Source organism: Streptomyces sp. NPDC127595, from assembly GCF_042671685.1.
In the GTDB taxonomy this organism is placed as follows: Bacteria; Actinomycetota; Actinomycetes; order Streptomycetales; family Streptomycetaceae; genus Streptomyces.
Window position 1 is genome coordinate 576,983 of sequence record NZ_JBHXWK010000005.1, and the last position, 23,632, is coordinate 600,614.

Consider the following 23,632-nt stretch of genomic DNA (forward strand, 5'->3'; position numbering starts at 1 on the left):
TCTTCGCCGGTCCCCGACGCGGGGGTCCGCTAGGAGGCATTCGCCCCCCTCATCAGGGAGATGGTCCGTTTTCGCACGGCATCACCGGTGAGCGTGAAATGACACTCTTCGGTGACTCCTGGGCGTCTTGTTCCCCGTGGGGCCACTGTTGCGAGGGGATCACCCCGGAGACGCGACACGTCTCCGGGGGGGCATCTCACACCTCCTGGGGCACCTCACACGTTCGGGGGCTGCCCCTCGATCGGGCGTCCGAGCACGCCCGGCCGCCGCTGCCACGGCAGGGGTCCCGTGGGCGGGCGATACGCGACTCCCAGGGCGTCAAGTCGCCCGTAGTGAACGGCCATCCGCCGCTCGAAGTCCGCGAAGTCCCGTTCCGCGGAGGCGGGCAGGGCGCTCCAGGCGACCTCGGCGAAGGCGGCCAGCCGCGGGAACGTCTGGTAGTCCACGCGCGCCTGATCCTCCATCACCTCGGTCCACACGTTGGCCTGGGTGCCGATCACGTGCCGCGCCTCCTCCTCGGTGAGCTGCGCCGGCACGGGCTCGAAGCGGTAGACGTCCTCCAGGGTGCGTACGAAGCCGATGGGCACCGGCTCGTCCTCGCCCGGGGCCTGACGGTGGTCCAGGTACACATGCTGCTCGGGGCACATCACGACGTCGTGGCCCGCGCGGGCGGCGGTGACGCCGCCCGCATAGCCGCGCCAGGACGAAACGGCGGCGCCTTCGGCAAGGCCGCCCTCCAGGATCTCGTCCCAGCCGATCAGCCGGCGCCCGCGCGCGGAGAGCCAGTTGTCGAAGTGCTGGATGAACCAGGACTGCAACTCGGCCTCGTCCGCGAGCTCCAGCTCCTTGATACGCGTCTGCGCCGTCTGTGACTCCTTCCACTGGTCCTTGGCGCACTCGTCACCGCCGACGTGAATGAACTCCGAGGGGAACAGCTCGAGGACTTCCTCGAAGACCCCCTCGTAGAAGCGCAGGACGTTGTCAGTGGGGGCGAGTACGTTTTTGGAGACGCCCCAGGTGTCCCAGACGGAGAGGGAGGTCGTGTCGATGACGTCGGTGTTGCCGAGTTCCGGATACGCGGCGATGGCCGCCTGGCTGTGCCCCGGGATGTCGATTTCGGGGACGACGGTGATATGCCGGTCCGCCGCGTACGCCACGATCTCTCGGATGTCTTCCTGCGTGTAGAAGCCCCCGTGCGGCTTCTCGTCCCACAGCGGCGAGGCCCGGTGGCCGAATTTCGTGCGCGCCCGCCAGGACCCGGCCTCTGTCAGCTTCGGGTAGCGCTTGATCTGGACACGCCAGCCTTGGTCGTCGGTGAGGTGGAAGTGGAAGACATTGAGTTTGTGGGCGGCCAGCAGATCGAGATAGCGCAGCACTCCGTCCTTGGGCATGAAGTGCCGGGCTACGTCGAGCATGAGGCCGCGCCAGGCGAAGCGCGGGGCGTCCCGGATGGTCTGGTGCGCGATTCCGTATCGGACGTCCGGCCGGACGGGGGCGCGCCGGAAGGCATCGGCGCCGATGAGCTGTCGCAGTGTCTGGGCACCCCAGAAAACCCCGGCCGCGCTGCCGCCCTTGATCTCGATGCCCCAGGTGGTGACAACGCCGAGCTGGTACTCCTCGGGCCCCAGGGCGTCGTCCAGGCGCAGCCGCACGGTGTTGGTGCCGCCCTCCTCGCCGGGCGGCAGCGGCAGTCCCAGAGCCCCGCCGAGAGTGGAGCGCAGCCAGCGTTCCGTGGTGCCCGTGCCCGGCGCGGCCCACAGGGCGGTGTCCGAGTCGAGCAGGACACCGCAGCGCGTGGGGCCCTCGATGGCGCTCGGCGCCGGAATCAGATCCATATCCCTGTCCTCCATGCTCATCAGTCCTTTACCGCTCCGCCGAGGCCCGAGACGAGCCGTCGCTGTACGAGTACGAAGAAGATCAGTACCGGAATCGTCATCACTGTGGACGCCGCCATCACGCCGCCCCAGTCCGGCTGGTCGGGGTTGGAGAAGACGAGGAGGGCCATCGGCAGCGTGGACTGCGAGGTGTCGCTGATGATGAAGGACTTCGCGAACAGGAAGTCGTTCCAGGCCGAGATGAAGGAAAAGACGCTGGTGGCCACCAACCCCGGGAAGACCAGCGGGAAAAGGATCTGCCAGAGGAATCGCGCACGGCTCGCCCCGTCGATGTACGCGGCCTCTTCCAGCGCCTCCGGAACCGCCTTCACAAAACCCCTCAGCATCCAGATCGCGAACGGCAGCGAGAAGGCGATGTGCGGCAGGATCAGCGAGCCCAGCGTGTTGAGCTGACCGAAGTCCCTCATCAGGAAGAACAGGGGGATCGTCAGTGCCTCCACGGGCACCATCTGCGCCACCAGGAACATGATCAGCAAAGTGGTCCGGAAACGGAAGCGGAATCGTGTCACCGCCGTCGCCGCGAGAAACGCGATCAGCGCCGAGACGACGACCACGGTGCACGCCACGACAAGGCTGTTGAGGAAGTACCGGCCGAATTCCTGCTGCCCGAATACCCGGCGGAAGGAATCCAGCGAAGGCGCCAGAGTCCATGGCCGGGGCTCGGCGGTCTCGATCTCCCCGGCCGGTTTGAGGGCGCTGAGCACCATCCAGTACAGCGGGAAGGCGACCACGACCGCGATCAGCAGCGCGGACACCTCGGCGGCGAGCCGCCACGGACGTCGTACGAGGCCACCCATGAGGTTCACAGTTCCTCCCCCTGCCTGCGCAGCAGCCACAGGTACACCAGCGTGACCCCCAGCAGGATCACCAGCATCACGACGCCGATCGCGGAGCCGAGGCTGTACTGCGAGGCGGCGAACGCCTTCTGGTAGGCGTACACGTTCAGCACGAGGTTCTGTCCCGCGATGCCGCCGCCGTTCGTCATCACGTAGATCTGCGTGAAGAGCTTGAAGTCCCAGATGACCGACTGGATGGTGACGACCACCAGGATCGGCCGGAGCATCGGCGCGAGCACCGAGCGCCAGATCCGCCACTGGGAGGCGCCGTCCAGGGCCGCCGCTTCCAGGACCTCGGACGGTACGGCGCGGATGCCGGCGTACACCGTCACCATCACGAACGGGAAGGAGCACCAGACCACTTCGAGGAGTACGAGCGCGAAGGCGCTGTAGCGGTCGTACGTCCAGGAGTGGTCGCCGAGCCCCAGCAGCCGGTTGACGGGACCGAAGTCGGGGTCGAAGAGAAGCAGCCAGACCGTGGAGCCGGTGACGGCCGGGGTCGCCCACGCCCCGAGCGCTGCCACCATCAGCGCCAGCCGGGGCACGGCCCGTACCCGCGTGAGGAGCACCGCGAGCGCGCAGCCGACGGCCAGCGTGGAGACCACGCAGGCGGCCGCGAACACGACCGTGGTGACCAGCACCTGCCAGAACTGATCGTCGGCGAAGAGCGTCGCGTAGTTGCCGAAGCCCTCGAAGGTGGTCGGTTCGCCGCCGCTGACCTGGGCCTGGGTGTACTCCAGGAGCGAGATCAGGCCGAGTTGGTAGATGGGGTAGACCAGCAGACCGCCCAGGACGACGAGGGCGGGGGCGAGGTAGAGCCAGGGGGTCCAGCGGGGGCCGCGGCGCCCGGGGCGGGCGGTGCGCCCCGGGCGGGCAGGGCGCGCCTTGGTCACTGTGCCGCGCTCTGCGAGCGCGTCGTGCGTTGTCATCCGCTCAGCCCACGGAGCTGAACGCGTCGTCCATCTTCGTCGCCGCGTCCTTCGAGGCCGCCGCCACGTCCTTCTTGCCGCTGACGATCTCCTGGAACATCGTCGGCAGGACCAGCGAGGCGTCGATCTGCGCCCAGGCGGGCGAGGCCGGCACGAACTTGGCGCCCGCGGCGAGCGTCTGCACGAAGGGCTTCACGAACGGCTCCTTCTCGGCGACGTCGGCCCGCACATCGGTGTACGTCGGCAGGAAGCCCATGGCGTCGAACAGCTCACCCTGGGTCTTCTTCGACGCCAGCTCCTTCATCAGGTCGACGGCGAGCGTGCGGTGCGAGGTGCTCTTCAGCACGCCGAGGTTGTTGCCACCCGCGAACGCCGGTGCTATCTCGCCCGACTTCAGGCCGGGCAGCGGCACGACGGCGTACTTGCCCTTGACCGCCCCCGCCTCGACCGCCGCGTGACTGAAGTCACCGCCGATGGCCATGCCCGCCTTGCCCGAGGCGAAGGCCGTCACCGTGTCGTTGCCGCCCATGCCCGCGCACTTGGCGGCCGGACAGTTGTCGTCGCCGAAGAGGGAGGTGTAGACCTCGATGCCCTTCTGGGCCGCCGAGCTGTCGATGGCGGAGGCGTACGAGCCGCCCTTGCCGTTCGCGATCTCCCCGCCGTTGGACCAGATGAACGGCATCGCGCCGTAGGTGTAGGCGCCGCCGACCGCGAGGCCGTACAGGTCAGGCTTGGCAGCGCGGATCTCCTTGGCCGTGGAGATCAACTCGGTCTGGGTCTTGGGGACTTCGAGACCGAGTTCCTCGAAGACGTCGGTGCGGTAGTAAAGGGCGCGGATGCCGACGAAGTACGGGGCGCCGTAGATCTTCCCGTCCACCGTCACGGACTGCTTGGCCGTGGGGTCGGTGTCCTTGGCGTCACTCCAGTCGGCGAACTCCTCGGTGACGTCGGCGAGTCCGCCGTCCTTCACATAACCGGCGGTGTCCGTGTTGCCGTACTCGATGAGATCCGGGGCGCTCGCCGGGTCGTTGAACGCGGCCTTGATGCGCTGCGCACGGGTCTCCACGGGGATGTACTCGATCTGTACATCGGCACCCTCGTGGGCCTTCTCGAAGGTGTCGACAGCCGCGTCGACGACCTTCTGCTTTGGCGCGTTGTTGACCTCCTGGAAGAGCCAGACCCGTAGCGTGCCGGTCTTCTCGTCCTTCTCGGAGGAGGAGTCGTCGGAGGTCTGGGGGGCACAGGCGGCGAGAACGACAAGGGCGGTGACGGCGACGGCTGTTCGGACAGAGAGCTTCATGGAGCATCCTCCGGTGGGGTGCGTTGCAACATACGCAATGGCTGTTTCGCTCTGCACAACACACCGGAGGCTATGGACTACATGAACATGCCCACAAGAGGTCTCAACCACTTCGTGACCACGCGACGCACTCCGTGCAACGGTCAGCCGTCGACGGCCTTCGCCTCGGGCTCGACGGGCGCCCGGCCGACGGCTTGCTGCTCCGGTCCGGCACGCCCCTGAAGGAAGAGCGCGGAGATCGTCCCGACCAGGAACCACGCCACGCTCCCGATGAACAGCACCTGCCACGGCGCCGGAGGCGCGTCACCGAGCGTCAGCAGCAGGACGCCTACGCCGAGCACGCCCGCCGCGACCACATGGACGCGCACGACGACGCTCGGCACGAACACCTCGCGCAGGAAACGCTCCCCGTACCAGAGGCGTACGGCACGCCGCGCGAGGATCGACAGCACCACACCGCCGATCAGCACCGCCGCCACGACGACCGGCGCGGGCAGCGGGTCCCCGTCGGCACCGGGTACCGCGAGCAGTGCGGCGCCCCCGGCCAGGGCGCAGCCCCAGAGGAGTGCCGCCAGCCCGGCCCCGGTGCGCCCCGCGTGACCCCCGTCGCCGTACCGCTCCTCGTTCACGGCCCGTATCTCCGCGATCCGCTCGGGCCAGGTGAGGCCGGCCCGGCTGGGCACGACGATGAGCTACAGAACCAACGCGGGAAGCGTCACACGCGACAGCAGCATCAGGTCCTCGACGGCCTCCGGCCGGTTGCCCACCACCGACAGCACGGCAGAGGCCGCGAACGGCGCGAGGAACGGCACGAGCCACCACGGGCTCCGCCGCCCGGGCATCCGCAACGCCCCACCACCCCCAAGTTCCCTGGTGCGCTTCAGTTCCCGTCTCGCCTCACGGCCGCTGCCCGCGATCCGGTTCGCGGCGACACCCAGCGCCCGGCGCGCCTGCGCCTCCTCCGGCGCCAGCGCCACCGCCGTACGGGCAGCGGCGACCGACTGACCCCACCACCGCAACTGATAGGCGGCGTCGGCAACCGCCAGATACCCCCGCCAGTCATCCGGCGCCAGCTCCACCGCCCGCCGCGCGAGCGGCAACGCCGCCTGCGGATCACGGAGTTCGACCAGCACCGACGCCGCGAGGCTCAGCTCCTGCGCGCTCCGTGGCTCCGCCCGGTCCACCAGCGCCCGGCTCTCACGGGACTTCCGCGCCACCGCCAGTTCCCGCGCCTTCAGCAACAACTCCACGCCCACCCCCGGGTACGCCAAAACCGCGGCACCCCCGCATCGGGATGCCGCGGACATGCTCCGTCCACCTACGCGGCGTACTGCGCCGAAGATCCCGGCGGCGCTACTTCTTGTCGCCGTCCTTGCCCTTGTCGCCCCCGCCGGCGCCCATGGACTCGTAGATCTCCTTGCACATGGGACACACGGGGTACTTCTTCGGGTCGCGGCCCGGCACCCAGACCTTGCCGCAGAGGGCCACGACGGGCGTGCCGTCCAGGGCGCTCGCCATGATCTTGTCCTTCTGGACATAGTGGGCGAAGCGCTCGTGGTCCCCGTCACCGTGCGACACCTGCGGTGCCGGCTCTACGAGGGTCCCCGTCCCCGTGCCTCGCTGGGGCTGGGTCTCAGGCTCAAGAGTGCTCATAACAACCAAGAGTACTGAAGCTCACGGACGTCAGTTGAGGGAAGGGTCGTCCGGATACGTCGCCACCATCGCCAGTTCGTTGCGCTGGCGGCGCAGGACCTCGCGCCAGAGGCGCTCGGGGGACGGGGAGGAGACGTCTCCCGGCTCGGACTCGACGACGTACCAGGCGCCCTCGGTCAGTTCCGCCTCCAGCTGGCCCGGGCCCCAGCCCGCGTACCCGGCGAAGATCCGGAGCGAACCGAGGGCGGCGGCGAGGAGTTCCGGCGGGGCCTCCAGGTCGACGAGGCCGATCGCGCCGTGCACCCGGCGCCAGCCGAGCGGGGTGCGCTCGCCGGACGCGCCGCCGGGGATGACCGCGACGCCGAGCGCCGAGTCCAGCGAGACGGGGCCGCCCTGGAAGACGACGCCCGGTTCGCCGGCCAGGTCCGCCCATGCCTCCAGGATGTCGCCGACGACCACGGGGGTCGGACGGTTGAGGACGACGCCGAGCGAGCCCTTCTCGTCGTGGTCGAGGAGCAGCACCACCGCGCGGTCGAAGTTCGGGTCCGCCAGGGCAGGCGTGGCCACGAGCAGCCGCCCTGTGAGCGAGGACACCTCGGTCATGCGAGACATGATCCCGCATCTTCCCCATGAGCGGGGCGCCAATGCGGGTACCTGTGTGAATGCAGCTCAGGGCGCAGAGATGCGCCCCCCGCGCACGCCGTTACCGGTGACCCCGTGTGCCCGATTAGGAACGGTTCGTGTTGTGGCAAAGCTATGACGGAGCTGAGTGGCCCTTGGGCTTACAGAAGGGGGGTAGGCGGCCATTACCCTTACTCTCCGGCTCCTGCAACGACTTGCCTGCCGACGAATCACTCCTGCCCAACTCATCGGATCGCGAGATACATGACCGTCAACGGCTCTGACGACGTACTGCTTGTCCACGGCGGAACCCCGCTCGAGGGCGAGATCCGGGTCCGCGGTGCGAAGAACCTCGTACCGAAGGCCATGGTGGCCGCCCTGCTGGGCAGCGCGCCGAGCCGACTGCGCAATGTCCCCGACATCAGAGACGTGCGAGTCGTACGAGGACTGCTCCAGCTGCACGGGGTGACGGTCCGTCCGGGAGAGGAGCCGGGCGAGCTGGTGCTCGACCCGTCGCACGTCGAGAGCGCGAATGTCGCGGACATCGACGCGCACGCGGGTTCGTCCCGCATCCCGATCCTGTTCTGCGGTCCGCTGCTGCACCGCCTGGGCCATGCCTTCATCCCGGGTCTCGGCGGCTGTGACATCGGCGGCCGGCCGATCGACTTCCACTTCGAGGTGCTGCGGCAGTTCGGCGCGACGATCGAGAAGCGGGCGGACGGTCAGTATCTGGAGGCGCCGCAGCGGCTGCGCGGCACCAAGATCGAGCTGCCGTACCCGTCGGTGGGCGCAACCGAACAGGTGCTGCTGACGGCGGTGTTGGCGGAGGGCGTCACCGAACTGGCCAACGCGGCCGTGGAGCCCGAGATCGAGGACCTCATCTGCGTACTGCAGAAGATGGGCGCGATCATCGCCATGGACACCGACCGGACGATCCGCATCACCGGTGTCGACTCACTCGGCGGCTACACCCACGCGGCCCTGCCGGACCGTCTGGAGGCCGCCTCCTGGGCGTCCGCGGCGCTGGCGACCGAAGGCAACATCTACGTCCGGGGCGCCCAGCAGCGCTCGATGATGACGTTCCTGAACACCTACCGCAAGGTCGGCGGCGCCTTCGAGATCGACGACGAGGGCATCCGCTTCTGGCACCCCGGCGGCCAGCTCAAGTCGATCGCCCTGGAGACGGACGTCCACCCCGGTTTCCAGACCGACTGGCAGCAGCCGCTGGTCGTCGCCCTCACCCAGGCGACCGGCCTCTCGATCGTCCACGAGACGGTGTACGAGTCCCGCCTCGGCTTCACCTCCGCGCTCAACCAGATGGGCGCACACATCCAGCTCTACCGCGAGTGCCTGGGCGGCTCGCACTGCCGTTTCGGCCAGCGCAACTTCCTGCACTCCGCGGTCGTTTCGGGCCCCACCCGGCTTCAGGGCGCCGATCTGGTAATCCCCGACCTCCGCGGCGGCTTCTCGTACCTCATCGCGGCACTGGCGGCCCAGGGCACCTCACGCGTGCACGGCATCGACCTGATCAACCGCGGCTACGAGAACTTCATGGAGAAGCTGGTGGAACTCGGCGCGAAGGTCGAGCTGCCGGGCAAGGCACTCGGCTAGCAAGCAGCGAGTAACAAGCAGTCGTAGGTACGACGATGGGGCGGCCACCCGGTGAAGGGGGCCGCCCCATTGGCGTAACGCTCTGCCGTGCACCGCCCCTGACGCGGGCGGCGTAGGCCTTACTTGCCCTTGGCGGCTTCCTTGAGCTTGCTGCCAGCGGAGACCTTCACGCTGTAGCCGGCCGGGATCTGGATGGGGTCGCCGGTCTGCGGGTTGCGCGCGGTGCGAGCGGCACGGTGGGTGCGCTCGAAGGTCAGGAAGCCGGGGATGGTGACCTTCTCGTCGCCCTTGGCGACGATCTCACCGACGGTCTCGGCGAAGGCGGCCAGAACGGCGTCGGCGTCCTTGCGAGTCACCTCGGCGCGGTCGGCCAGCGCGGCCACCAGCTCACTGCGGTTCATGTTGTTACTCCCGTGTTCTTCTTGCTGTTGAGGCGTGCCACGCGGCGGAGCCGCATATCGGGCACAGTGAAGCCGATGCTGCCAGGGTCCTCGGTCGGTCCCCGGACCCGGGTCCGTCGCCGGACCCTCGCGCCCGAAGACGCATCCTGCCCCCACCTGCGGCGGGAAAGCCAATCCGGCACCCCTGGGGAGTCACAGGAACACCCCTGGGGGTCACACGGAAAGGCCTGGGCAAGGCGTGAACAAGGCGTGAGCCTGGCCGCCACCCTAAAGGCGGCCACAGGCCACGCCTTCCACGACGCGCCGGAGCTGTGACGGTCGTGGCACCCGTCACAGCCTCCGCGGGGTCCCGTTTACGCGGGTGCGCTGCCCGACTCGGCCACCCCGGCCGCCTTCGCGGCGTCCCGCACCGCTCCGGCGACCGCGCCCGCGACCTTGTCGTTGAAGACGCTCGGGATGATGTAGTTCGGGTTGAGCTCGCCCTCGGTGACCACGTCCGCCAGGGCGGTCGCGGCGGCCAGCATCATCTCCGTGTTGACCGTACGGGACTGGGCGTCCAGGAGGCCACGGAAGACGCCCGGGAAGACCAGGACGTTGTTGATCTGGTTGGGGAAGTCCGAGCGGCCGGTGGCGACAACCGCCGCCGTCTGGCGGGCGATCGCCGGGTCGACCTCGGGGTCGGGGTTAGCGAGCGCGAACACGATGGCCTGATCGGCCATCGCGGCCACGTCGTCGCCGTCGAGCACGTTCGGGGCCGAGACACCGATGAACACGTCGGCGCCGCGCACGGCCTCCTTCAACGTGCCCTTGAGACCCTCGGGGTTGGTGTTGTCGGCGATCCATCGCAGCGGCGAATCGGCGGCGGCGTCCACGAGGTCGGTGCGGTCCGCGTGCACGACGCCGTGGATGTCGGCGACGACCGCGTTCTTGACGCCCGCGGCGAGCAGCAGCTTGAGGATGGCCGTACCGGCCGCGCCCGCACCGGACATGACGACCCGGATGTCGCCGATCGCCTTGCCCGCGACCCGCAGGGCGTTCGTGAGGGCGGCGAGGACGACGATCGCGGTGCCGTGCTGGTCGTCGTGGAAGACGGGGATGTCGAGGGCCTCACGCAGCCGGGCCTCGATCTCGAAGCAGCGGGGCGCCGAGATGTCCTCAAGGTTGATACCCGCGAAGCCGGGGGCGATGGCCTTCACGATCTCGACGATCGCGTCGGTGTCCTGGGTGTCCAGGCACAGCGGCCAGGCGTCGATGCCGGCGAAACGCTTGAAGAGCGCCGCCTTGCCCTCCATCACCGGAAGGGCGGCCATCGGGCCGATGTTGCCGAGGCCGAGCACGGCGGATCCGTCCGTCACGACCGCAACGGAGTTGCGCTTGATGGTCAGCCGGCGGGCGTCCTCGGGGTTCTCGGCGATCGCCATGCACACGCGGGCCACGCCCGGCGTGTAGATCATCGAGAGGTCGTCACGGTTGCGGATGGGGTGCTTGGACTGCATCTCGATCTTGCCGCCGAGGTGCATCAGGAACGTACGGTCGGACACCTTGCCGAGCGTCACGTCGTCGATGCCGCGGAGCTGCTTGACGATCTCGTCGGCGTGCGCCGTGGAGGTCGCCGCAATCGTGACGTCGATGCGGAGCCGCTCGTGACCGGAGGCGGTCACGTCGAGGCCGGTCACCGAGCCTCCGTGGGACTCTACGGCCGTGGTGATCTGGGAGACCGCGGTTCCGCTCGCGGGCACCTCCAGGCGGACCGTAATCGAGTAGGAGACGCTGGGCGCCGTTGCCATGGCCGACTTCCTCTGCTTTCACCGTGTACTGCTGGGTCGCGCTGTCTCGCGGTATGCCGTCCGATCGTCGCACCTACCCCTGAGTACGTGCCAGCCGCCCCGGGTTGCGAACGTTTTGTTCGCCGGCGGTCGAGACTTTCGTAAGGCTTTCGACGGCTTTCGGAAAACTTATTCCACCATACGAGAGTGACGGCTGCGACAGGAGGGGCGATCCCGGCGGGAACCCGGCAGAACCAGTGGGAACCTGATGGAACCCCTTGGAACCCCTTGGAACCCAGCACCGGAACCCAGCGCCGCGGAAATGAACTTCCGGGACGGGAATTGCCTTGCGGGGATCGTTTGTTACCTTTGACGTGACACCGGCCCGATCCAAGCCCCCGGGCCCAACCTTCGTCGCTACGAGCGACCACTTGCCGCGAGGCGAGCATGGCGGGTCGGTGTCGCTGAACGAACGGGAGGCCCCCGTCACCGCAAGGTGACGGGGGCCTCTTCGCGTTGCCGGGGTCGCCGGGGTTCAGTCCCGCAGGAGGTCGGGCACCCCGTTCCCGTCCGGCTCGTCCCGGTCCGCCGAAACGAGGGTGAGCTGCTGGGTCGCCCGCGTCAGGGCGACGTACAGCACGCGCAGGCCCGCCGGTGACTCGTCGGCGATCTCCGCGGGCGAGACGACGACCGTCGCGTCGTACTCCAGGCCCTTCGCCTCCAGACTGCCCAGCGCCACCACACGGTCGCCGAGCCCCTTGAGCCAGCGGGCGGCCTCCTCGCGCCTGTTCATGGCGACGACGACGCCCACGGTGCCGTCGACGCGCTCCAGGAGGCCGGCGGCCTCCGCCCGTACCGTCTGCGCGAGTGAATCCCGTACGACGGCGAAGCGGGGCTCTACACCGGTGGACCGTACGGCGGACGGGGACTCCGCCCCGGGCATGGCGAGGGCCAGGATCCTGGCGGCCAGTTCGGCGATCTCGGCCGGGTTGCGGTAGTTGACGCTGAGGGTGAAACGACGCCGGGGGCGGCTGCCCAGGGCCTCGTCACGGGCCTCGGCGGCCTCCTCCGGGTCGGACCACGAGGACTGGGCGGGATCGCCCACCACGGTCCAGGTGGCGTGCCGCCCGCGGCGTCCGACCATCCGCCACTGCATGGGCGTGAGGTCCTGCGCCTCGTCGACGATGACGTGCGCGTACTCGGTCCGCTCCTGCGCCAGCCGCTCGGCGCGCTCCCACTGCGTCTCCTCACGCGTGGGCATGAGCTCTTCGAGTCCGGTGAGCTGGTCCAGCGGGTCCAGCTCGCGCCGCTTCTTGGGCCGGGCGGGGCTGCCGAGGACGGCGGTCAGCTCGTCGAGCATGGCCACGTCGTGCACGGAGAGCCCGTCCCGCTTGAGGGAGCGCGCCACCCGCCGCACCTCACCGGGGTTGAGGATCCGCCGCGCCCAGCGGCCGAGGCGGCGCTCGTCGGCCATGGCGGCCAGCACGCCCCGCGGGGTCAGCTCCGGCCACCACACGTCCAGGAACTCGATGAAGCTGTCCTCGGACGTGACGTCCTCGTCGAACGAGGAGCGCAGCTCGGCCGCCAGCTCCGGGTCCGAGTGCCGCGTACCCGCCCCCGAGCGCGCCCACAGCGCGTCCAGCAGCAGCTTGCGGGCCCGCGGACGCAACAGGTTCACCGGCGCCGTACCGCTCAGCGCGTTGTCGCGGATCCGGTCCAGCTCGGGGGCCTCCAGCTCTAGACGGCGCCCGAAGGCGACGACACGGAGGCGGGTGAGGGGGCCGGCAGGGGCCTGCGGCCTTGCGTCGTCCCCGTCGCCGTCGAAGCCGTTGCCGTCCCCGTCGCCGAAGGAGAGCTGCTGGTCCGCCGCGGGCCGGCCGCCGTTGGAGGACCGGCCGGCGCCGCCCGAGGACCCCGACGGGGCCTCCAGAGCCCCCCGCGCCGCCTTCCGCAGCACCTTGAGCATTCGGTACGAGCCCTTGGCGCGGGCCACCGCCGGGGAGTCGTACAGGGTGGCCTCCGCGCCGTCGACGAGGGAGCCGATGGCGCGGATGGCGACCTGGCCCTCCTCGCCGAGGGACGGCAGGACACCCTCGGTGTAGGCGACCAGGAGAGGCGTCGGGGAGACGATCAGGATGCCGCCCGCGTAACGCCGGCGGTCCTGGTAGAGGAGGTAGGCCGCGCGGTGCAGGGCGACGGCGGTCTTGCCGGTGCCCGGGCCGCCCTCGACGTACGTCACCGAGGCGGCGGGGGCGCGGATCACCAGGTCCTGCTCGGCCTGGATGGACGCCACGATGTCCCGCATGGTGTGGCTGCGGGCCTGGCCGAGGGCGGCCATCAGTGCGCCGTCGCCGATCACCGGGAGTTCCTGGCCGTCGAGGGTGGCCTTGAGCTCCGGGCGCATGAGGTCGTCCTCGACGCCGAGAACCCTGCGGCCCTTGGAGCGGATGACCCGGCGCCGCACCACCCGGCCCGGCTCCACCGGGGTCGAACGGTAGAACGGGGCCGCTGCCGGCGCCCGCCAGTCGATGACCAGCGGCGCGTACTCCGTGTCCAGGACACCGATACGGCCGATGTGCAGCGTCTCCGCGATCTCGGCGGTGTTGTTCTCACGCACGGCACCCTCGGCGGGTTCCACCGCCGTGTACGCGCCGTCCAGACCCTTTTTGCCGTCCTTCCCCAGGAGCAGGTCGATCCGGCCGAAGAGGAAGTCTTCGAACTCGTTGTTCAGGCGGTTGAGGTGAATTCCCGCCCGGAACACCTGGGCGTCGCGCTCCGCGAGCGCCCCCGGTGTCCCGACCTGACCGCGCTTGGCGGCGTCGTTCATGAGGAACTCCGCCTCGTGGATCTTCTCCTCGAGGCGCCGGTAAACCCGGTCGAGATGCTCCTGTTCGACGCTGATCTCACGGTCCCGTACGGAGTCGTCCCTGAGGGAGTCCTGCCGTGCGGAATCGTGGACCGAACCGAGCGCGGTTTCCTGCTGAGCCTGAGCGGCCACCGGGCCCCCTTCTGACGTGCTGGGCAGCCGTCAACCGTACGCGAAGGGGGGCCCTTAGGCTACGCGGGCGCTCCAGGTTCGCTCATGCGTCCCTTTATGCGTCCGTTTCCATGACCGTTTATGGACCATTTCCACGAGCTGTACGAGTTACGCGTCCTACCGGTTACGCGTCCACCGACACGAGCTGCTTCCCGTCGAAGGTCATGACCTCGAAGTGGTCGATCTCGTTCGGGGTGAAGGCCGCGCCGCCGTTCACGTAGAGCGGGGACTTGGCCTGGTCCGTCTTGGCAGTGGGGAGGCCGTAACCCCACTCCGGGACCGACCAGGAGGTGACCGTCTCGCGTTCGCCGTTCTTGCCGACCGCGATCAGGGAGCATTTCTCCGGGCCCGCGACGTTCTTGAGCTCAAGGACGGCGTAGGTGCCATAGGGCTTGGACTCCATGGCGACCACAGCGGTCACCTTGGTGCTCGGGTCCGTGGCCGTGACCTTGTCGGTCAGGTCGTCGAAGGCTTCCTTGGCGGGGCTGGTGACCTGCGCCTGGGGTGTCGTGGTACCGCCGCCGTCGACCGCGATCACGGCCAGCGGTCCTGCGATGATCAGCGCGGCCGCGGCCGCCACCATGTAGAAGCTCTGCCGGCGCTTCTTGGCGCGCCGGTCGGACACCTCGTCGACCAGCCGTACCGAGAGCTGTGAACTCGGGCGTGCGGCCAGCGACTCGCCGATCGCCGGGCTGCCCTGCGAGGCGGGCAGATCCGCGAGCGCGGCGAGCATCGGTTCCATCCCGGCGAGCTCGTCGAGCTGCTGGGCGCACCACTCGCAGCTCGCGAGATGGACTTCGAAGGCGGTTGCCTCGGCGTCGTCGAGGATGCCGAGGGCGTACGCGCCGACGGTCTCGTGAATGTCACCGGGGTTCTGCTCTCCCCGTGCACCCTGCATGGCTCCCGGACCACCCGTTCCGTATCCCCCGTATGTACTCATGCCGTCACCCCCCGCTCCTCCAGCGCCAGCTTCATCGAGCGAAGGGCGTAGAACACCCGGGACCGCACGGTGCCGCTGGGGATGCCGAGGGTCTCGGCCGCCTCGTTGACCGTACGCCCCTTAAAGTATGTTTCGACCAAGACTTCCCTGTGAGCAGGGGTCAGGTCGTCCAGCGCGTCCGACAGTGTCATCAGCCACAACGCCTTGTCGATCTCGTCCTCCGCGGGGATGACCTCCAGCGGTGACGGGTCCACCTCCTGCGGCCGGGCCTGCCGACTGCGGTGTCCGTCGATGACGATGCGCCGTGCCACCGTCACCAGCCAGGGTCGTACCGAACCGGTCGCCCGATTGAGCTGCCCGGCATTCTTCCAGGCACGGATGAGTGTTTCCTGTACGACGTCCTCGGCGCGCTGCCGGTCGCCCGCGACCAGCCGCAGCACATAGGCAAGCAGGGGTCCCGCATGTTCTCGATAGAGCGCGCGCATCAGTTCCTCGTCAGGCTCCGAGGACTGAGACGCGCGATGTCGTGCCCTTGGGGGGCGTTCATCAGCCACGGCGGAATCCTTGCGCACGCCTACCTCCGGTGTCACCGATTCGACCGGGGTCTCCCCGTCGATCGCTCACACCGGGGTACGGATATGGGCACGCGCGTGTTCAAAGGGGTCACACATCTTTCCTGAGCCGGATGTGAAGAAAATCTCCCCGTTACGCCCTGCAATTCCCGGATCACGGTCAGCGCTCAATTTCGCGGCCGTCGTGAAGGTCGAACCGGCCGTCGTAAAGGTTCGGACCAACTGTCGTGAAGGTTCAGGAGGTTCACGCGCGGGCGAGTGCCGCCCGCCGGCGGTGCCGGGCCACGCGCTCACGGTTGCCGCACACCTCGCTGGAGCACCAGCGTCTGCGCCGGCCGCGTGAGGTGTCGAGATAGACGATCGGGCAGTTGTCGCCCTCGCACTGGCGCAGACTCGCTCTCGCCGCCGGGTCCGTGAGGAGTTCGAGGGCGTCCCGGGCGACCAGGGAGAGCAACTCGGCGTGACCGGGCGGCGCGTGCAGCCGGGGGCGCAGCGAACCGTCGTCCGCGCGTACGGCCCAGGGCGCGGGCGGGGTGCCGAGCGCGGCCGCGTTGACGCGGGCGAGGGCCGCGTCGGCGGGCCGGGTGGCGAGTTCGCCGCGCACCAAGCGGTCGACGTGTCCGCGCAGTTCACGGAAGCCGACGAGCCACGAGGAGTCGGCGCCCGCCAGGGGCGTGCCCGCGGGGACCAGCCCGGAGCGGGCGATCCAGGCGCGCAGCCGGTCCACCGAGTCGAGCCGTTCCTCGGGGTGGGTGGTCGCCAGGAGGTCCAGGCAGATCCGCCCGGAGTCGAACCTCAGCTCGTACGAGGCCGTGGCCATGCCCGATGCCATGTGCCTGTCACCGCCTAGGGGTTACCGCCGTGAGCCTTGGCTAATAGATACCCCCACAGTGCATGTCCGCACCCCGGGCCGGAAGGCCTTGTACCGCCTGCGCCCTGGACGTCCGCTTATGGGACCGCGCGGCTCGGCCATGTCGCCCGCACCGTGGCGCCGGTTCACTGAGAGGCATGACAGACAACAGCACGGGGCGGCGTACGACCGCCGGAGGTGTACTGGTTGCGGCCACGGTCGCGATGGGCCTGTTCGCCGGGGTCTTCTACATTTTCGCCTGCAACATCATGCCGTCGCTCGCCCGCAGCGACGACCGCGTGTTCATCGAGGTCATGCAGAACATCAACGACCAGATCCAGAACCCGGTGTTCTTCCTGAGCTTCCTGGGCGCACCGCTCCTCGCGGCGGTCGCCGCCTGGCAGGCGCGCAGGTCGCCGTACCGCTGGTGGGTGTTCGCGGGATTCGCCGCGGTCGCGCTCGCCTTCCTCCTCACGGTCACCGTGAACATCCCGCTCAACGACCAGATCATGGACGCCGGCGACCCCGCGAGGATCGCCGACCCGGCCGCCGTACGCGAGGAGTTCGAGGACCCGTGGGTGGCGTGGAACGTCGTACGGGCGCTGCTGTCCACACTCGCGCTGGCCTGCCTGGCGCGTGCCCTGCTGCTGTACCGAGGGCCTCACACGTCGTACTTGGAGTCCGCGGCCGGGTCGAGTGCGAGCCGGTAGCCGCGCTTGACGACCGTCTGGATGAGCTTGGGCGCGCCGAGTGCCGTACGCAGCCGGGCCATCGCCGTCTCGACGGCGTGCTCGTCCCGTCCGGCGCCCGGCAGCGCGCGCAGCAGTTCGGCGCGGGCCACCACCCAGCCGGGGCGCCGCGACAGGGCGCGCAGGAGTGACATTCCGGCGGGGGGTACGGGCCGCAGCCTGCCGTCGACCACCACGGCGTGCCCGCGGATCTCGACCCGGTGGCCGGCGATGGGCAGCGTACGGGCCCGGCCGGGGAGTTCCTGGCACAGCACCTGTACGAGAGGGCCGAGCCGGAAGCGTTCGGGCTGGACCGTGTCGATGCCGTGGGCCTGCAGCGGCAGCGCGGTGACCGGGCCGACGCAGACGGGCAGCACGTCGTGGTGGAGGGCGGCGAGCAGTTCGGGCAGCAGGCCGCGGATCTCCGCCCGGGACAGCAGGGAGGCGGCGGCGGGCGCGCTGGTGAAGGTGATCGCGTCCAGGCCGCGGGTGATGGTCACGTCGAGGAGCCGGTCCAGGGGCGCGATGTCCTCGGGCGGCATCCACCGGTACACGGGGACGACGACGACATCGGCTCCGGCGGCCCGCAGCGACTCGACGAACCCGGGCAGCGGCTCGCCGTGCAACTGGATGGCGATACGGCGGCCCTCGACGCCTTCCTCCAGCAGCCGGTCGAGCACTTCGGCCATGGATTCGGAGGTGGGAGACCAGTGCTCGGTCAGCCCCTGGGCCCGTATCGCACCCTTGACCTTGGGGCCGCGGGCCAGCAGTTCGACACCCCGCAGCCGCGCGAGCAGGTCCTCCCCCAGCCCCCAGCCGTCGGCGGCCTCGACCCACCCACGGAACCCGATGGCGGTCGTGGCCACCACCACGTCCGGCGCCTGGTCGATCAACTCCTTGGTGGCGGTGAGCAGTTCACTGTCGTCGGCGAGCTGCACGATACGCAGGGCGGGCGCGTGTACGACCGAGGCGCCACGCCGCTGGAGCAGCGTCCCGAGCTCGTCGGCCCGGCGGGCGGCCGTCACCCCCACCGTGAATCCCGCGAGCGGTCCGTGCGGCGGGGCTTCGGGTTCCGTGAGGCGGCCGTGCGGCGCGGGGGCTTCTGGCTCTGCCAGGCGGCCGTGTGGCGGGGTTTCGGGTTCCGTGAGGCGGCCGTGCGGCGCGGGGGCTTCTGGTCCTGGTCGCTGTTGTTCGTCGTACATGACTGTGGTCCCGGCTCTCGTCTTGCACTCGAGTCGTCGTGCACTCAGGGCTGGCCGTAACGGGCTCGCCTTACGGCTGGCCGAGCCTGTCAACGCCCCGTGACAGGCCCGGATCAGCCGCATGTCGCCGGTGTTACGTCACACCTCGGCATAGCTGAGCTGGAGCTTCTCCTCCTTGGCCGGTACGGAAGCCTCCGCGGCGGCCGCCGGACGGCGAAGGTATACGGCCCAGGTGACCGCGAAGCAGAGCGCGTAGAAGGCGAGGAAGCCCACGAAGGCGCCGGTGCCGGAGCCGACGCTCAGGAAGGACTGCCGGAAGGCGAGGTTGATGCCGAGCCCGCCGAGCGCGCCCACCGCGCCGATGAGCCCCATGGAGGCGCCGGAGAGCCGACGCCCGTAGGCGGCCGCTTCCTCGCCGCTCAGCCCCTTGGCCGCGGCCTTGGCCTGGAAGATGCCGGGGATCATCTTGTACGTCGACCCGTTGCCGAGGCCCGTCAGCACGAACAGCACGATGAACGCGGTGGTGAACAGCGCCAGCGACTCCTGCATGGAGGCGACGACGATGACCGCGGTCGCGGCGGCCATCCCGACGAAGTTCCACAGGGTGATCTTCGCGCCGCCGTAGCGGTCGGCGAGCCAGCCACCGACGGGGCGGATCAGCGAGCCGAGCAGCGGCCCGATGAAGGTGACGTACGCGGACTCCAGCGGCGTACGCCCGAACTGTGTCTGGAGCACCAGGCCGAACGCGAAGCTGTATCCGATGAAGGACCCGAACGTCCCGATGTAGAGGAAGGACATGATCCAGGTGTGGGCGTCCCTCACTGCCTCCTTCGCGGCGCCGGTGTCGTTCTTCACGGACGAGATGTTGTCCATGTAGCGGGCGCCGAGGACGGTGGCGACGACGATGAGCGGGATGTAGATCCCGAGCAGCACCCTGGGCCCGCCGCTCGCCCCGATGACCGCGAGCCCCACCAGCTGCACCACCGGCACGCCGATGTTGCCGCCGCCCGCGTTGAGCCCGAGGGCCCAGCCCTTCTTCCGCAGCGGGAAGAACGAGTTGATGTTCGTCATGGACGAGGCGAAGTTGCCGCCGCCGACGCCCGCGAGCATCGCGCACACCAGGAAGGTCCCGAACGACGTGCCGGGCTCCATCACGACGAACGCCGCCACGGTCGGCACCAGCAGCATGCTCGCGGCGATGATCGTCCAGTTCCGGCCGCCGAAGCGGGCGACGGCGAAGGTGTAGGGGACGCGCACGATCGCGCCGACCAGCGTCGCCATCGACACGATGAAGAACTTGTCGGCCGGGGTGAGCCCGTACTCCGGCCCCATGAAGAGCACCATCACCGACCACAGGGTCCAGATCGAGAACCCGATGTGTTCGGACAGCACGGAGAAGAGGAGGTTGCGGTGGGCGACCTTCTCGCCACCCTCTTTCCAGAAGGTCTCGTCCTCGGGGTCCCACTGATCGATCCAGTGGCCTCCCCGACTCGGTATGGGGGCGGGGGTGGGGGTGGGGGTGGGGGCTGCGGGCGGGGGTCCGGAACTTGGGGCTGGGGTTGGGGCTGTCATGACGCCTCCACGGCTCTCCGGTGCTCAGGTCTCGTACTTGGGGATGAGTCCCGAAGGTAGGGAGGCCGCGTTTCCGCACTGTGGCTGTGGGTGACCGGAAGGGAACGTTGCTCTCACTCTGGTGGGGGGTGGGGTGGTGAGGTCGGGGATGCCGGAGATCGTCGGCACCTCCCGCGAGCCGCTGCGGTGTCCGTGTCCGCGTCCGTGCCCGCGTCCGCGTCCGTGCCGCGCCGCGCCGGCGGGTGGGTGGGCGGGCGGGTGGGTGGGTGGGTGGCTCCGACGCGGTGGCACGCGTACCGCGTCAGTTGCCCTTGCCGCTGACCGGCGTGGCCGAGAACCCGTTCTGCCAGGCCGCTTTCGCACCCGAGTCACCGATCCGGTAGACCTGCACCACGCAACCCGCGGCGACAACCACGGACAGTACGATCGCGGCCACGCGCACCGGCATGCTCAGAGGAACCGCCCCGCTCAGACCCGCCCGCGCGTGCGTGTGCGTGTGCCTGTGCGCCGAGGAGTGCACCATGGCTCTGCGGCCGAACCACCACACCGCCACGGAGACGACGAACAGCGCCGCTACCCAAGGCAGCAGGGTGTCCCCGAGGTCCGCGTGCGTGCGGACCAGAGGCCCCCTGGGGACGCGCTTCTCCAGCCACTCGCCGGCGTGGGTCGTGATCGGCACGCTGATCAGGGTGACCAGAGCGAAGAGGGGCAGCACCACGCCCAGCCTGCGGATCCACGTGGTCCACACCGTGGTGACCACCAGCACCAGCGCGATGAGCGGCACGAGCACGATCACAAAGTGCACGAGGAGCACATGGGCCGGAAGCCCGTTGATGAGAGTGGGACCCACGGAAGACTCCTTCAAGAGCAGACATTGAGGAGCGGCAATCGACTACAAGCTGTAGACGAACGCATGAAGCCCATCTGCCTCTCAGTTCACTTTTACCCCGACGACTCCCCGGGAGGCCGGACCGGCGCGTTCGGCGCGCAGCCGTCGCTCCTAATGCGGCAACCGGTTGGATCTTCTGGAACCTTTGGATGGCCGGCTGGTGGGTGGTTGCGCGTAGTGTGTCGAGCCGTCGGCCGCAGAGCTCGCGCGGGTAGTTCGCGGGTGATTGACTCGAGGAGTTCGGGTGTCGACATCTCGGACACGAACTGGGTCAGTGGGTCCTCCTGCCCCGGCTCGGCGTCGACGTTCTCCCGCATGGCTCCAGGATTCTGTGAACTCGCGCGCTTCTCACCGTTGCCTAGCCGGTCAGGGCCTCGGTGATCTGACGGGTGGTCTGCGCGGCGACCCGGGGGTTGACGGCGGCGTACGAGACGTAGGCGTTCAGGCCGGTGGCCAGGGCCCAGCCGCGGCCTCGGATCCAGGTGGCGTCGTCGACGCCGAGCGCGGCCCGGAAGGCGGCCCGGGGGCCGGCCGACATCAGGGAGAAGGCGATGGTCAGATCGCAGGCCGGGTCGCCGACACCGAGCTCTCCGAAGTCGATGACCGCGCTGAGGCGACCGTCGACGGTGAGCAGATTGCCGGTGTGGAAGTCGCCGTGGAACCAGACCGGAGGGTGATCCCATGCGGGGGCGCTCAGGGCCGCGTCCCAGAGCTCGGTCATGGCCGCGGGGTCGAACGTACCGCCTACCTTCGCGATCGCGGCCCGTGTCGCACCGTCCCGGCCGGCCAGCGACCGAACGGTGAGGTCCCGGTACTCATGGGCATCCTCGGGCGCGAACCGCTGCAGGGCGCGTAGGAACTCGGCGAGTTGAACGGCAGCCCGGGACGAGTCGGCCAGCGCCTCGACGGTCGCCACCTCGCCGTCCAGCCAACGGGACACCGCCCACGGCCACGGATACCCGAAGTTCGGTTCCCCGACGGCCACCGGAACCGGGACGGCCAGGGGCAGGTGCGGGGCAAGCCGGGGCAACCACCAGGACTCCTTCTCCGTCTGCCCGTTGGCCCCGGCATGGCGGGGCAACCGAACGGACAGTTCCTCCCCCAGCCGATGAATCACATGGTCCGAGCCACCCGGCTCAACCACCTCAAGAGGAAGCCCGACCCACTGCGGAAACTGCGTATCGACCAGCCGCCTGACCAGCGCGCTATCGATCGAGGGACGGATATCCACGGTCCTCCCGGCCGCCACCAAGAAAACCCTCCTACGGTCGGCACGCTCCGGACGACGGACGGCACGCCCATCACAGCCCGGGGCGGGCCCGCCTGTCGACCGGATTTCTCCCACGACCGCATCCGCCACGGGACTCCACGCGCCGCCCCCTGTCCCACGGTCAGCCGGTCTCGCTCGTGGCCGCCTGTTCGAAGGGATTCTCGAAACTGACCGACTCAGCGATCTGCTGGAGGACCGCGCGGTACTGCTCGCGACGGGCCACAGCCGTCGTACTCAGTGTGAGGACAACCAGTCGCTTGCAGTCCAGGTGGGGCAGGTGGGCGTGGATCTGGAGAAGGGGCGACTGCGGGAGGCCGCTGTCGGCGGAGGCGCTACGTACGGTCTCGCTGATGGAGGCCGGGCCGCAGGGCAGTTCGAGGTAGTCGATATGGGTCGGGTTCGGGGTCAAGTTCGGGGTCTGGGTCCGGACCTCGGCGGAGGTCACGGCGCGTGCGGCGGTGACGGCCCTTGGGGCCACGGCTGTGTCTCGCCAGGAGAGGGTGAAGAGGGAAATCAGGGGCGGGCCGTGGCCACTGCCTGTTTCGGCTACGTCATCGCGATGCAGGCCGATTGAGCAGTGGACGGTGCCGACCTCGCGCAGGGCGCCGAGCATCTGTTGTCCTGCTGCAACCTGGGCGACGAGCTGCTGGCGAGCCAGTCCATCAGGCGCTGCCTCCAGAAACGGCACGAATGCCGTGCGCAACTCGTCGGCGGCCGGCGAGCCGGGCGGAGCAACGAGGGATTCCAGGGGCAGCGCGGTGAAGCCCGCGGGTTCGGCGAACCAGATGTCGGCGTCGGGGTCCTTGGCCGAGTCGGCGACGACGAAATGGGGTGCGGCAGTCATCGGGTCCTGTCCTGTATCGCCTGTCCTCTATCGGATCAGTACGGGCGCGGCGGCGGAGGCGGAGACACCGAGTCGGGAACGTGGGCTCCGGCGCGGCGGGCACGGTCAAGCGCGGCTGGGCTCGCGTTCCAGTCGGTCGGTTCGATACCCCGGCGACCCGTGGCCGTGCGCTGGAAGAGAAGGTGCAGCCGCCGAGGGGCCTTGCTGCGGCGGCTGTTGGCCGCGATGACGGCGATGAAGCGGGGGTCTCCGGCGAACCAGAGGGGCTCGATCTGCGCTTTGAGTTCCGGCTTCGTGGACGTTGTACCGAAGCGCCGCATCCACCAGAAGGTTCGCATGTTCATGAGGAAGAGCAGCGGGATCTGCTCCTCGGGCTTCTCCGGATTGGGGAACTCGTACCACATCTCGTCCTGCTCGACCTGGGGGTGCTTGTTCCGACCACGCGGGACGCCGGTGAGGAACTGCCAGGGGTACTGGCCCAGGACACGCTTGATTTGGAGGGAGGGGCGGAGGTAGGCGAGTTGGAGGACGGCGCGGTAGGTCGCGTAAACGAGTAGAAAGAGAAAGACCCAGCCGAGCCAGGCAGGTGTCGCCACGATGAGATACAGGCTGCCGAACCAGGCGGCGGTCCAGCCGACGAGCCGCCCGGCGATCATGGTCATGTGCTGGATCCAGGCCCGTCGGGTAGGTGGATGGTCCCAGGCAGTGGGGTAGTC

22 protein-coding genes are annotated in these 23,632 nt (G+C 69.3%); 2 read left to right on the forward strand and 20 right to left on the reverse strand.

Annotation, left to right across the window (positions count from 1 at the left end):
- Positions 1-215: 215 nt before the first annotated feature.
- The 8 genes from ACFVKT_RS19605 to ACFVKT_RS19640 form a co-directional block, all read right to left on the reverse strand.
- The gene (locus tag ACFVKT_RS19605) at positions 216-1,850 is read right to left on the reverse strand and encodes a beta-N-acetylhexosaminidase (protein WP_385733053.1); all 1,635 of its coding nucleotides are present in this window, start codon (positions 1,848-1,850) and stop codon (positions 216-218) included.
- Positions 1,851-1,855: 5 nt separating this feature from the next.
- Positions 1,856-2,701 (reverse strand): carbohydrate ABC transporter permease, encoded by an 846-nt coding sequence (locus ACFVKT_RS19610; RefSeq protein WP_385733055.1) that lies wholly within the window; start codon positions 2,699-2,701, stop codon positions 1,856-1,858.
- The gene (locus ACFVKT_RS19615) at positions 2,698-3,660 is read right to left on the reverse strand and encodes a carbohydrate ABC transporter permease (RefSeq protein ID WP_385733056.1); all 963 of its coding nucleotides are present in this window, start codon (positions 3,658-3,660) and stop codon (positions 2,698-2,700) included. The genes ACFVKT_RS19610 and ACFVKT_RS19615 overlap by 4 nt, the downstream gene beginning before the upstream one ends.
- 4 nt (positions 3,661-3,664) lie before the next feature.
- Entirely contained in the window at positions 3,665-4,960 is a 1,296-nt protein-coding gene (locus tag ACFVKT_RS19620) for an extracellular solute-binding protein (protein WP_385733058.1), read from the reverse strand.
- A gap of 143 nt (positions 4,961-5,103) precedes the next feature.
- Positions 5,104-5,643: a hypothetical protein gene (locus ACFVKT_RS19625; RefSeq protein WP_385733060.1), complete on the reverse strand. Its 540-nt coding sequence runs from the start codon at positions 5,641-5,643 to the stop codon at positions 5,104-5,106.
- Positions 5,644-5,652: 9 nt separating this feature from the next.
- The gene (locus ACFVKT_RS19630; protein WP_385733062.1) at positions 5,653-6,267 is read right to left on the reverse strand and encodes a hypothetical protein; all 615 of its coding nucleotides are present in this window, start codon (positions 6,265-6,267) and stop codon (positions 5,653-5,655) included.
- Positions 6,268-6,313: 46 nt separating this feature from the next.
- Positions 6,314-6,613: a DUF3039 domain-containing protein gene (locus tag ACFVKT_RS19635; protein ID WP_266460965.1), complete on the reverse strand. Its 300-nt coding sequence runs from the start codon at positions 6,611-6,613 to the stop codon at positions 6,314-6,316.
- Between the two features lie 30 nt (positions 6,614-6,643).
- Complete coding sequence (locus tag ACFVKT_RS19640; RefSeq protein WP_385733065.1) at positions 6,644-7,216, reverse strand: YqgE/AlgH family protein; 573 nt, start codon at positions 7,214-7,216, stop codon at positions 6,644-6,646.
- A 282-nt stretch (positions 7,217-7,498) separates the two neighbouring features.
- Between ACFVKT_RS19640 and murA the strand changes: the two genes are divergently transcribed.
- On the forward strand, positions 7,499-8,845 hold the full coding sequence (gene murA / locus ACFVKT_RS19645) for a UDP-N-acetylglucosamine 1-carboxyvinyltransferase (RefSeq protein WP_385733067.1): 1,347 nt from the start codon (positions 7,499-7,501) through the stop codon (positions 8,843-8,845).
- Between the two features lie 119 nt (positions 8,846-8,964).
- On the opposite strand, the gene ACFVKT_RS19650 is transcribed toward murA, so the two are convergent.
- The 6 genes from ACFVKT_RS19650 to ACFVKT_RS19675 all read right to left on the reverse strand — a co-directional run bounded on the left by ACFVKT_RS19650 (position 8,965) and on the right by ACFVKT_RS19675 (position 16,393).
- Complete coding sequence (locus tag ACFVKT_RS19650; protein ID WP_007382399.1) at positions 8,965-9,246, reverse strand: HU family DNA-binding protein; 282 nt, start codon at positions 9,244-9,246, stop codon at positions 8,965-8,967.
- 353 nt (positions 9,247-9,599) lie between these two features.
- A complete protein-coding gene (locus ACFVKT_RS19655; protein WP_385733075.1) occupies positions 9,600-11,033 on the reverse strand; it encodes an NAD-dependent malic enzyme in 1,434 nt (477 codons plus the stop codon).
- A 514-nt stretch (positions 11,034-11,547) separates the two neighbouring features.
- Complete coding sequence (locus ACFVKT_RS19660; RefSeq protein WP_385733077.1) at positions 11,548-14,010, reverse strand: HelD family protein; 2,463 nt, start codon at positions 14,008-14,010, stop codon at positions 11,548-11,550.
- Positions 14,011-14,173: 163 nt separating this feature from the next.
- On the reverse strand, positions 14,174-14,989 hold the full coding sequence (locus tag ACFVKT_RS19665; RefSeq protein WP_385733079.1) for a zf-HC2 domain-containing protein: 816 nt from the start codon (positions 14,987-14,989) through the stop codon (positions 14,174-14,176).
- A complete protein-coding gene (locus ACFVKT_RS19670; protein ID WP_266460930.1) occupies positions 14,986-15,561 on the reverse strand; it encodes a sigma-70 family RNA polymerase sigma factor in 576 nt (191 codons plus the stop codon). The genes ACFVKT_RS19665 and ACFVKT_RS19670 overlap by 4 nt, the downstream gene beginning before the upstream one ends.
- A 244-nt stretch (positions 15,562-15,805) precedes the next feature.
- Positions 15,806-16,393, reverse strand: coding sequence for a CGNR zinc finger domain-containing protein (locus tag ACFVKT_RS19675; RefSeq protein ID WP_385733081.1), 588 nt, complete (start codon positions 16,391-16,393; stop codon positions 15,806-15,808).
- Positions 16,394-16,569: 176 nt separating this feature from the next.
- Between ACFVKT_RS19675 and ACFVKT_RS19680 the strand changes: the two genes are divergently transcribed.
- A complete protein-coding gene (locus ACFVKT_RS19680) occupies positions 16,570-17,121 on the forward strand; it encodes a DUF1772 domain-containing protein (RefSeq protein WP_385733084.1) in 552 nt (183 codons plus the stop codon).
- On the opposite strand, the gene ACFVKT_RS19685 is transcribed toward ACFVKT_RS19680, so the two are convergent.
- The 6 genes from ACFVKT_RS19685 to ACFVKT_RS19710 all read right to left on the reverse strand — a co-directional run bounded on the left by ACFVKT_RS19685 (position 17,073) and on the right by ACFVKT_RS19710 (position 23,578).
- Positions 17,073-18,341, reverse strand: a complete 1,269-nt coding sequence (locus ACFVKT_RS19685) for a uroporphyrinogen-III synthase (protein WP_385733087.1) — start codon at positions 18,339-18,341, stop codon at positions 17,073-17,075. The two genes, ACFVKT_RS19680 and ACFVKT_RS19685, sit on opposite strands and share 49 nt — an antisense overlap.
- A gap of 138 nt (positions 18,342-18,479) precedes the next feature.
- Positions 18,480-19,913 carry a nitrate/nitrite transporter gene (locus ACFVKT_RS19690; protein ID WP_385733090.1) on the reverse strand — a complete coding sequence of 478 codons (1,434 nt, stop codon included), beginning with the start codon at positions 19,911-19,913 and terminating at the stop codon, positions 18,480-18,482.
- 301 nt (positions 19,914-20,214) lie between these two features.
- Positions 20,215-20,763: a DUF2231 domain-containing protein gene (locus tag ACFVKT_RS19695; protein WP_385733093.1), complete on the reverse strand. Its 549-nt coding sequence runs from the start codon at positions 20,761-20,763 to the stop codon at positions 20,215-20,217.
- 397 nt (positions 20,764-21,160) lie between these two features.
- Positions 21,161-22,051 (reverse strand): aminoglycoside phosphotransferase family protein, encoded by an 891-nt coding sequence (locus ACFVKT_RS19700; protein ID WP_385733095.1) that lies wholly within the window; start codon positions 22,049-22,051, stop codon positions 21,161-21,163.
- A 142-nt stretch (positions 22,052-22,193) separates the two neighbouring features.
- Positions 22,194-22,916 (reverse strand): hypothetical protein, encoded by a 723-nt coding sequence (locus ACFVKT_RS19705; RefSeq protein WP_385733097.1) that lies wholly within the window; start codon positions 22,914-22,916, stop codon positions 22,194-22,196.
- Between the two features lie 35 nt (positions 22,917-22,951).
- Positions 22,952-23,578, reverse strand: a complete 627-nt coding sequence (locus tag ACFVKT_RS19710; protein ID WP_385733100.1) for a hypothetical protein — start codon at positions 23,576-23,578, stop codon at positions 22,952-22,954.
- Positions 23,579-23,632 lie beyond the last annotated feature (54 nt).

Coding starts and splice junctions, on each gene's coding strand:
- ACFVKT_RS19710 (WP_385733100.1), bottom strand. CDS start 23,578: ATGACCATGATCGCCGGGCGGCTCGTCGGCTGGACCGCCGCCTGGTTC.
- ACFVKT_RS19675 (WP_385733081.1), bottom strand. CDS start 16,393: ATGGCATCGGGCATGGCCACGGCCTCGTACGAGCTGAGGTTCGACTCC.
- ACFVKT_RS19705 (WP_385733097.1), bottom strand. CDS start 22,916: ATGACTGCCGCACCCCATTTCGTCGTCGCCGACTCGGCCAAGGACCCC.
- ACFVKT_RS19685 (WP_385733087.1), bottom strand. CDS start 18,341: ATGTACGACGAACAACAGCGACCAGGACCAGAAGCCCCCGCGCCGCAC.
- murA (WP_385733067.1), top strand. CDS start 7,499: ATGACCGTCAACGGCTCTGACGACGTACTGCTTGTCCACGGCGGAACC.
- ACFVKT_RS19665 (WP_385733079.1), bottom strand. CDS start 14,989: ATGAGTACATACGGGGGATACGGAACGGGTGGTCCGGGAGCCATGCAG.
- ACFVKT_RS19620 (WP_385733058.1), bottom strand. CDS start 4,960: ATGAAGCTCTCTGTCCGAACAGCCGTCGCCGTCACCGCCCTTGTCGTT.
- ACFVKT_RS19650 (WP_007382399.1), bottom strand. CDS start 9,246: ATGAACCGCAGTGAGCTGGTGGCCGCGCTGGCCGACCGCGCCGAGGTG.
- ACFVKT_RS19635 (WP_266460965.1), bottom strand. CDS start 6,613: ATGAGCACTCTTGAGCCTGAGACCCAGCCCCAGCGAGGCACGGGGACG.
- ACFVKT_RS19655 (WP_385733075.1), bottom strand. CDS start 11,033: ATGGCAACGGCGCCCAGCGTCTCCTACTCGATTACGGTCCGCCTGGAG.
- ACFVKT_RS19630 (WP_385733062.1), bottom strand. CDS start 6,267: ATGTCCGCGGCATCCCGATGCGGGGGTGCCGCGGTTTTGGCGTACCCG.
- ACFVKT_RS19605 (WP_385733053.1), bottom strand. CDS start 1,850: ATGGAGGACAGGGATATGGATCTGATTCCGGCGCCGAGCGCCATCGAG.
- ACFVKT_RS19690 (WP_385733090.1), bottom strand. CDS start 19,913: ATGACAGCCCCAACCCCAGCCCCAAGTTCCGGACCCCCGCCCGCAGCC.
- ACFVKT_RS19680 (WP_385733084.1), top strand. CDS start 16,570: ATGACAGACAACAGCACGGGGCGGCGTACGACCGCCGGAGGTGTACTG.
- ACFVKT_RS19615 (WP_385733056.1), bottom strand. CDS start 3,660: ATGACAACGCACGACGCGCTCGCAGAGCGCGGCACAGTGACCAAGGCG.
- ACFVKT_RS19640 (WP_385733065.1), bottom strand. CDS start 7,216: ATGACCGAGGTGTCCTCGCTCACAGGGCGGCTGCTCGTGGCCACGCCT.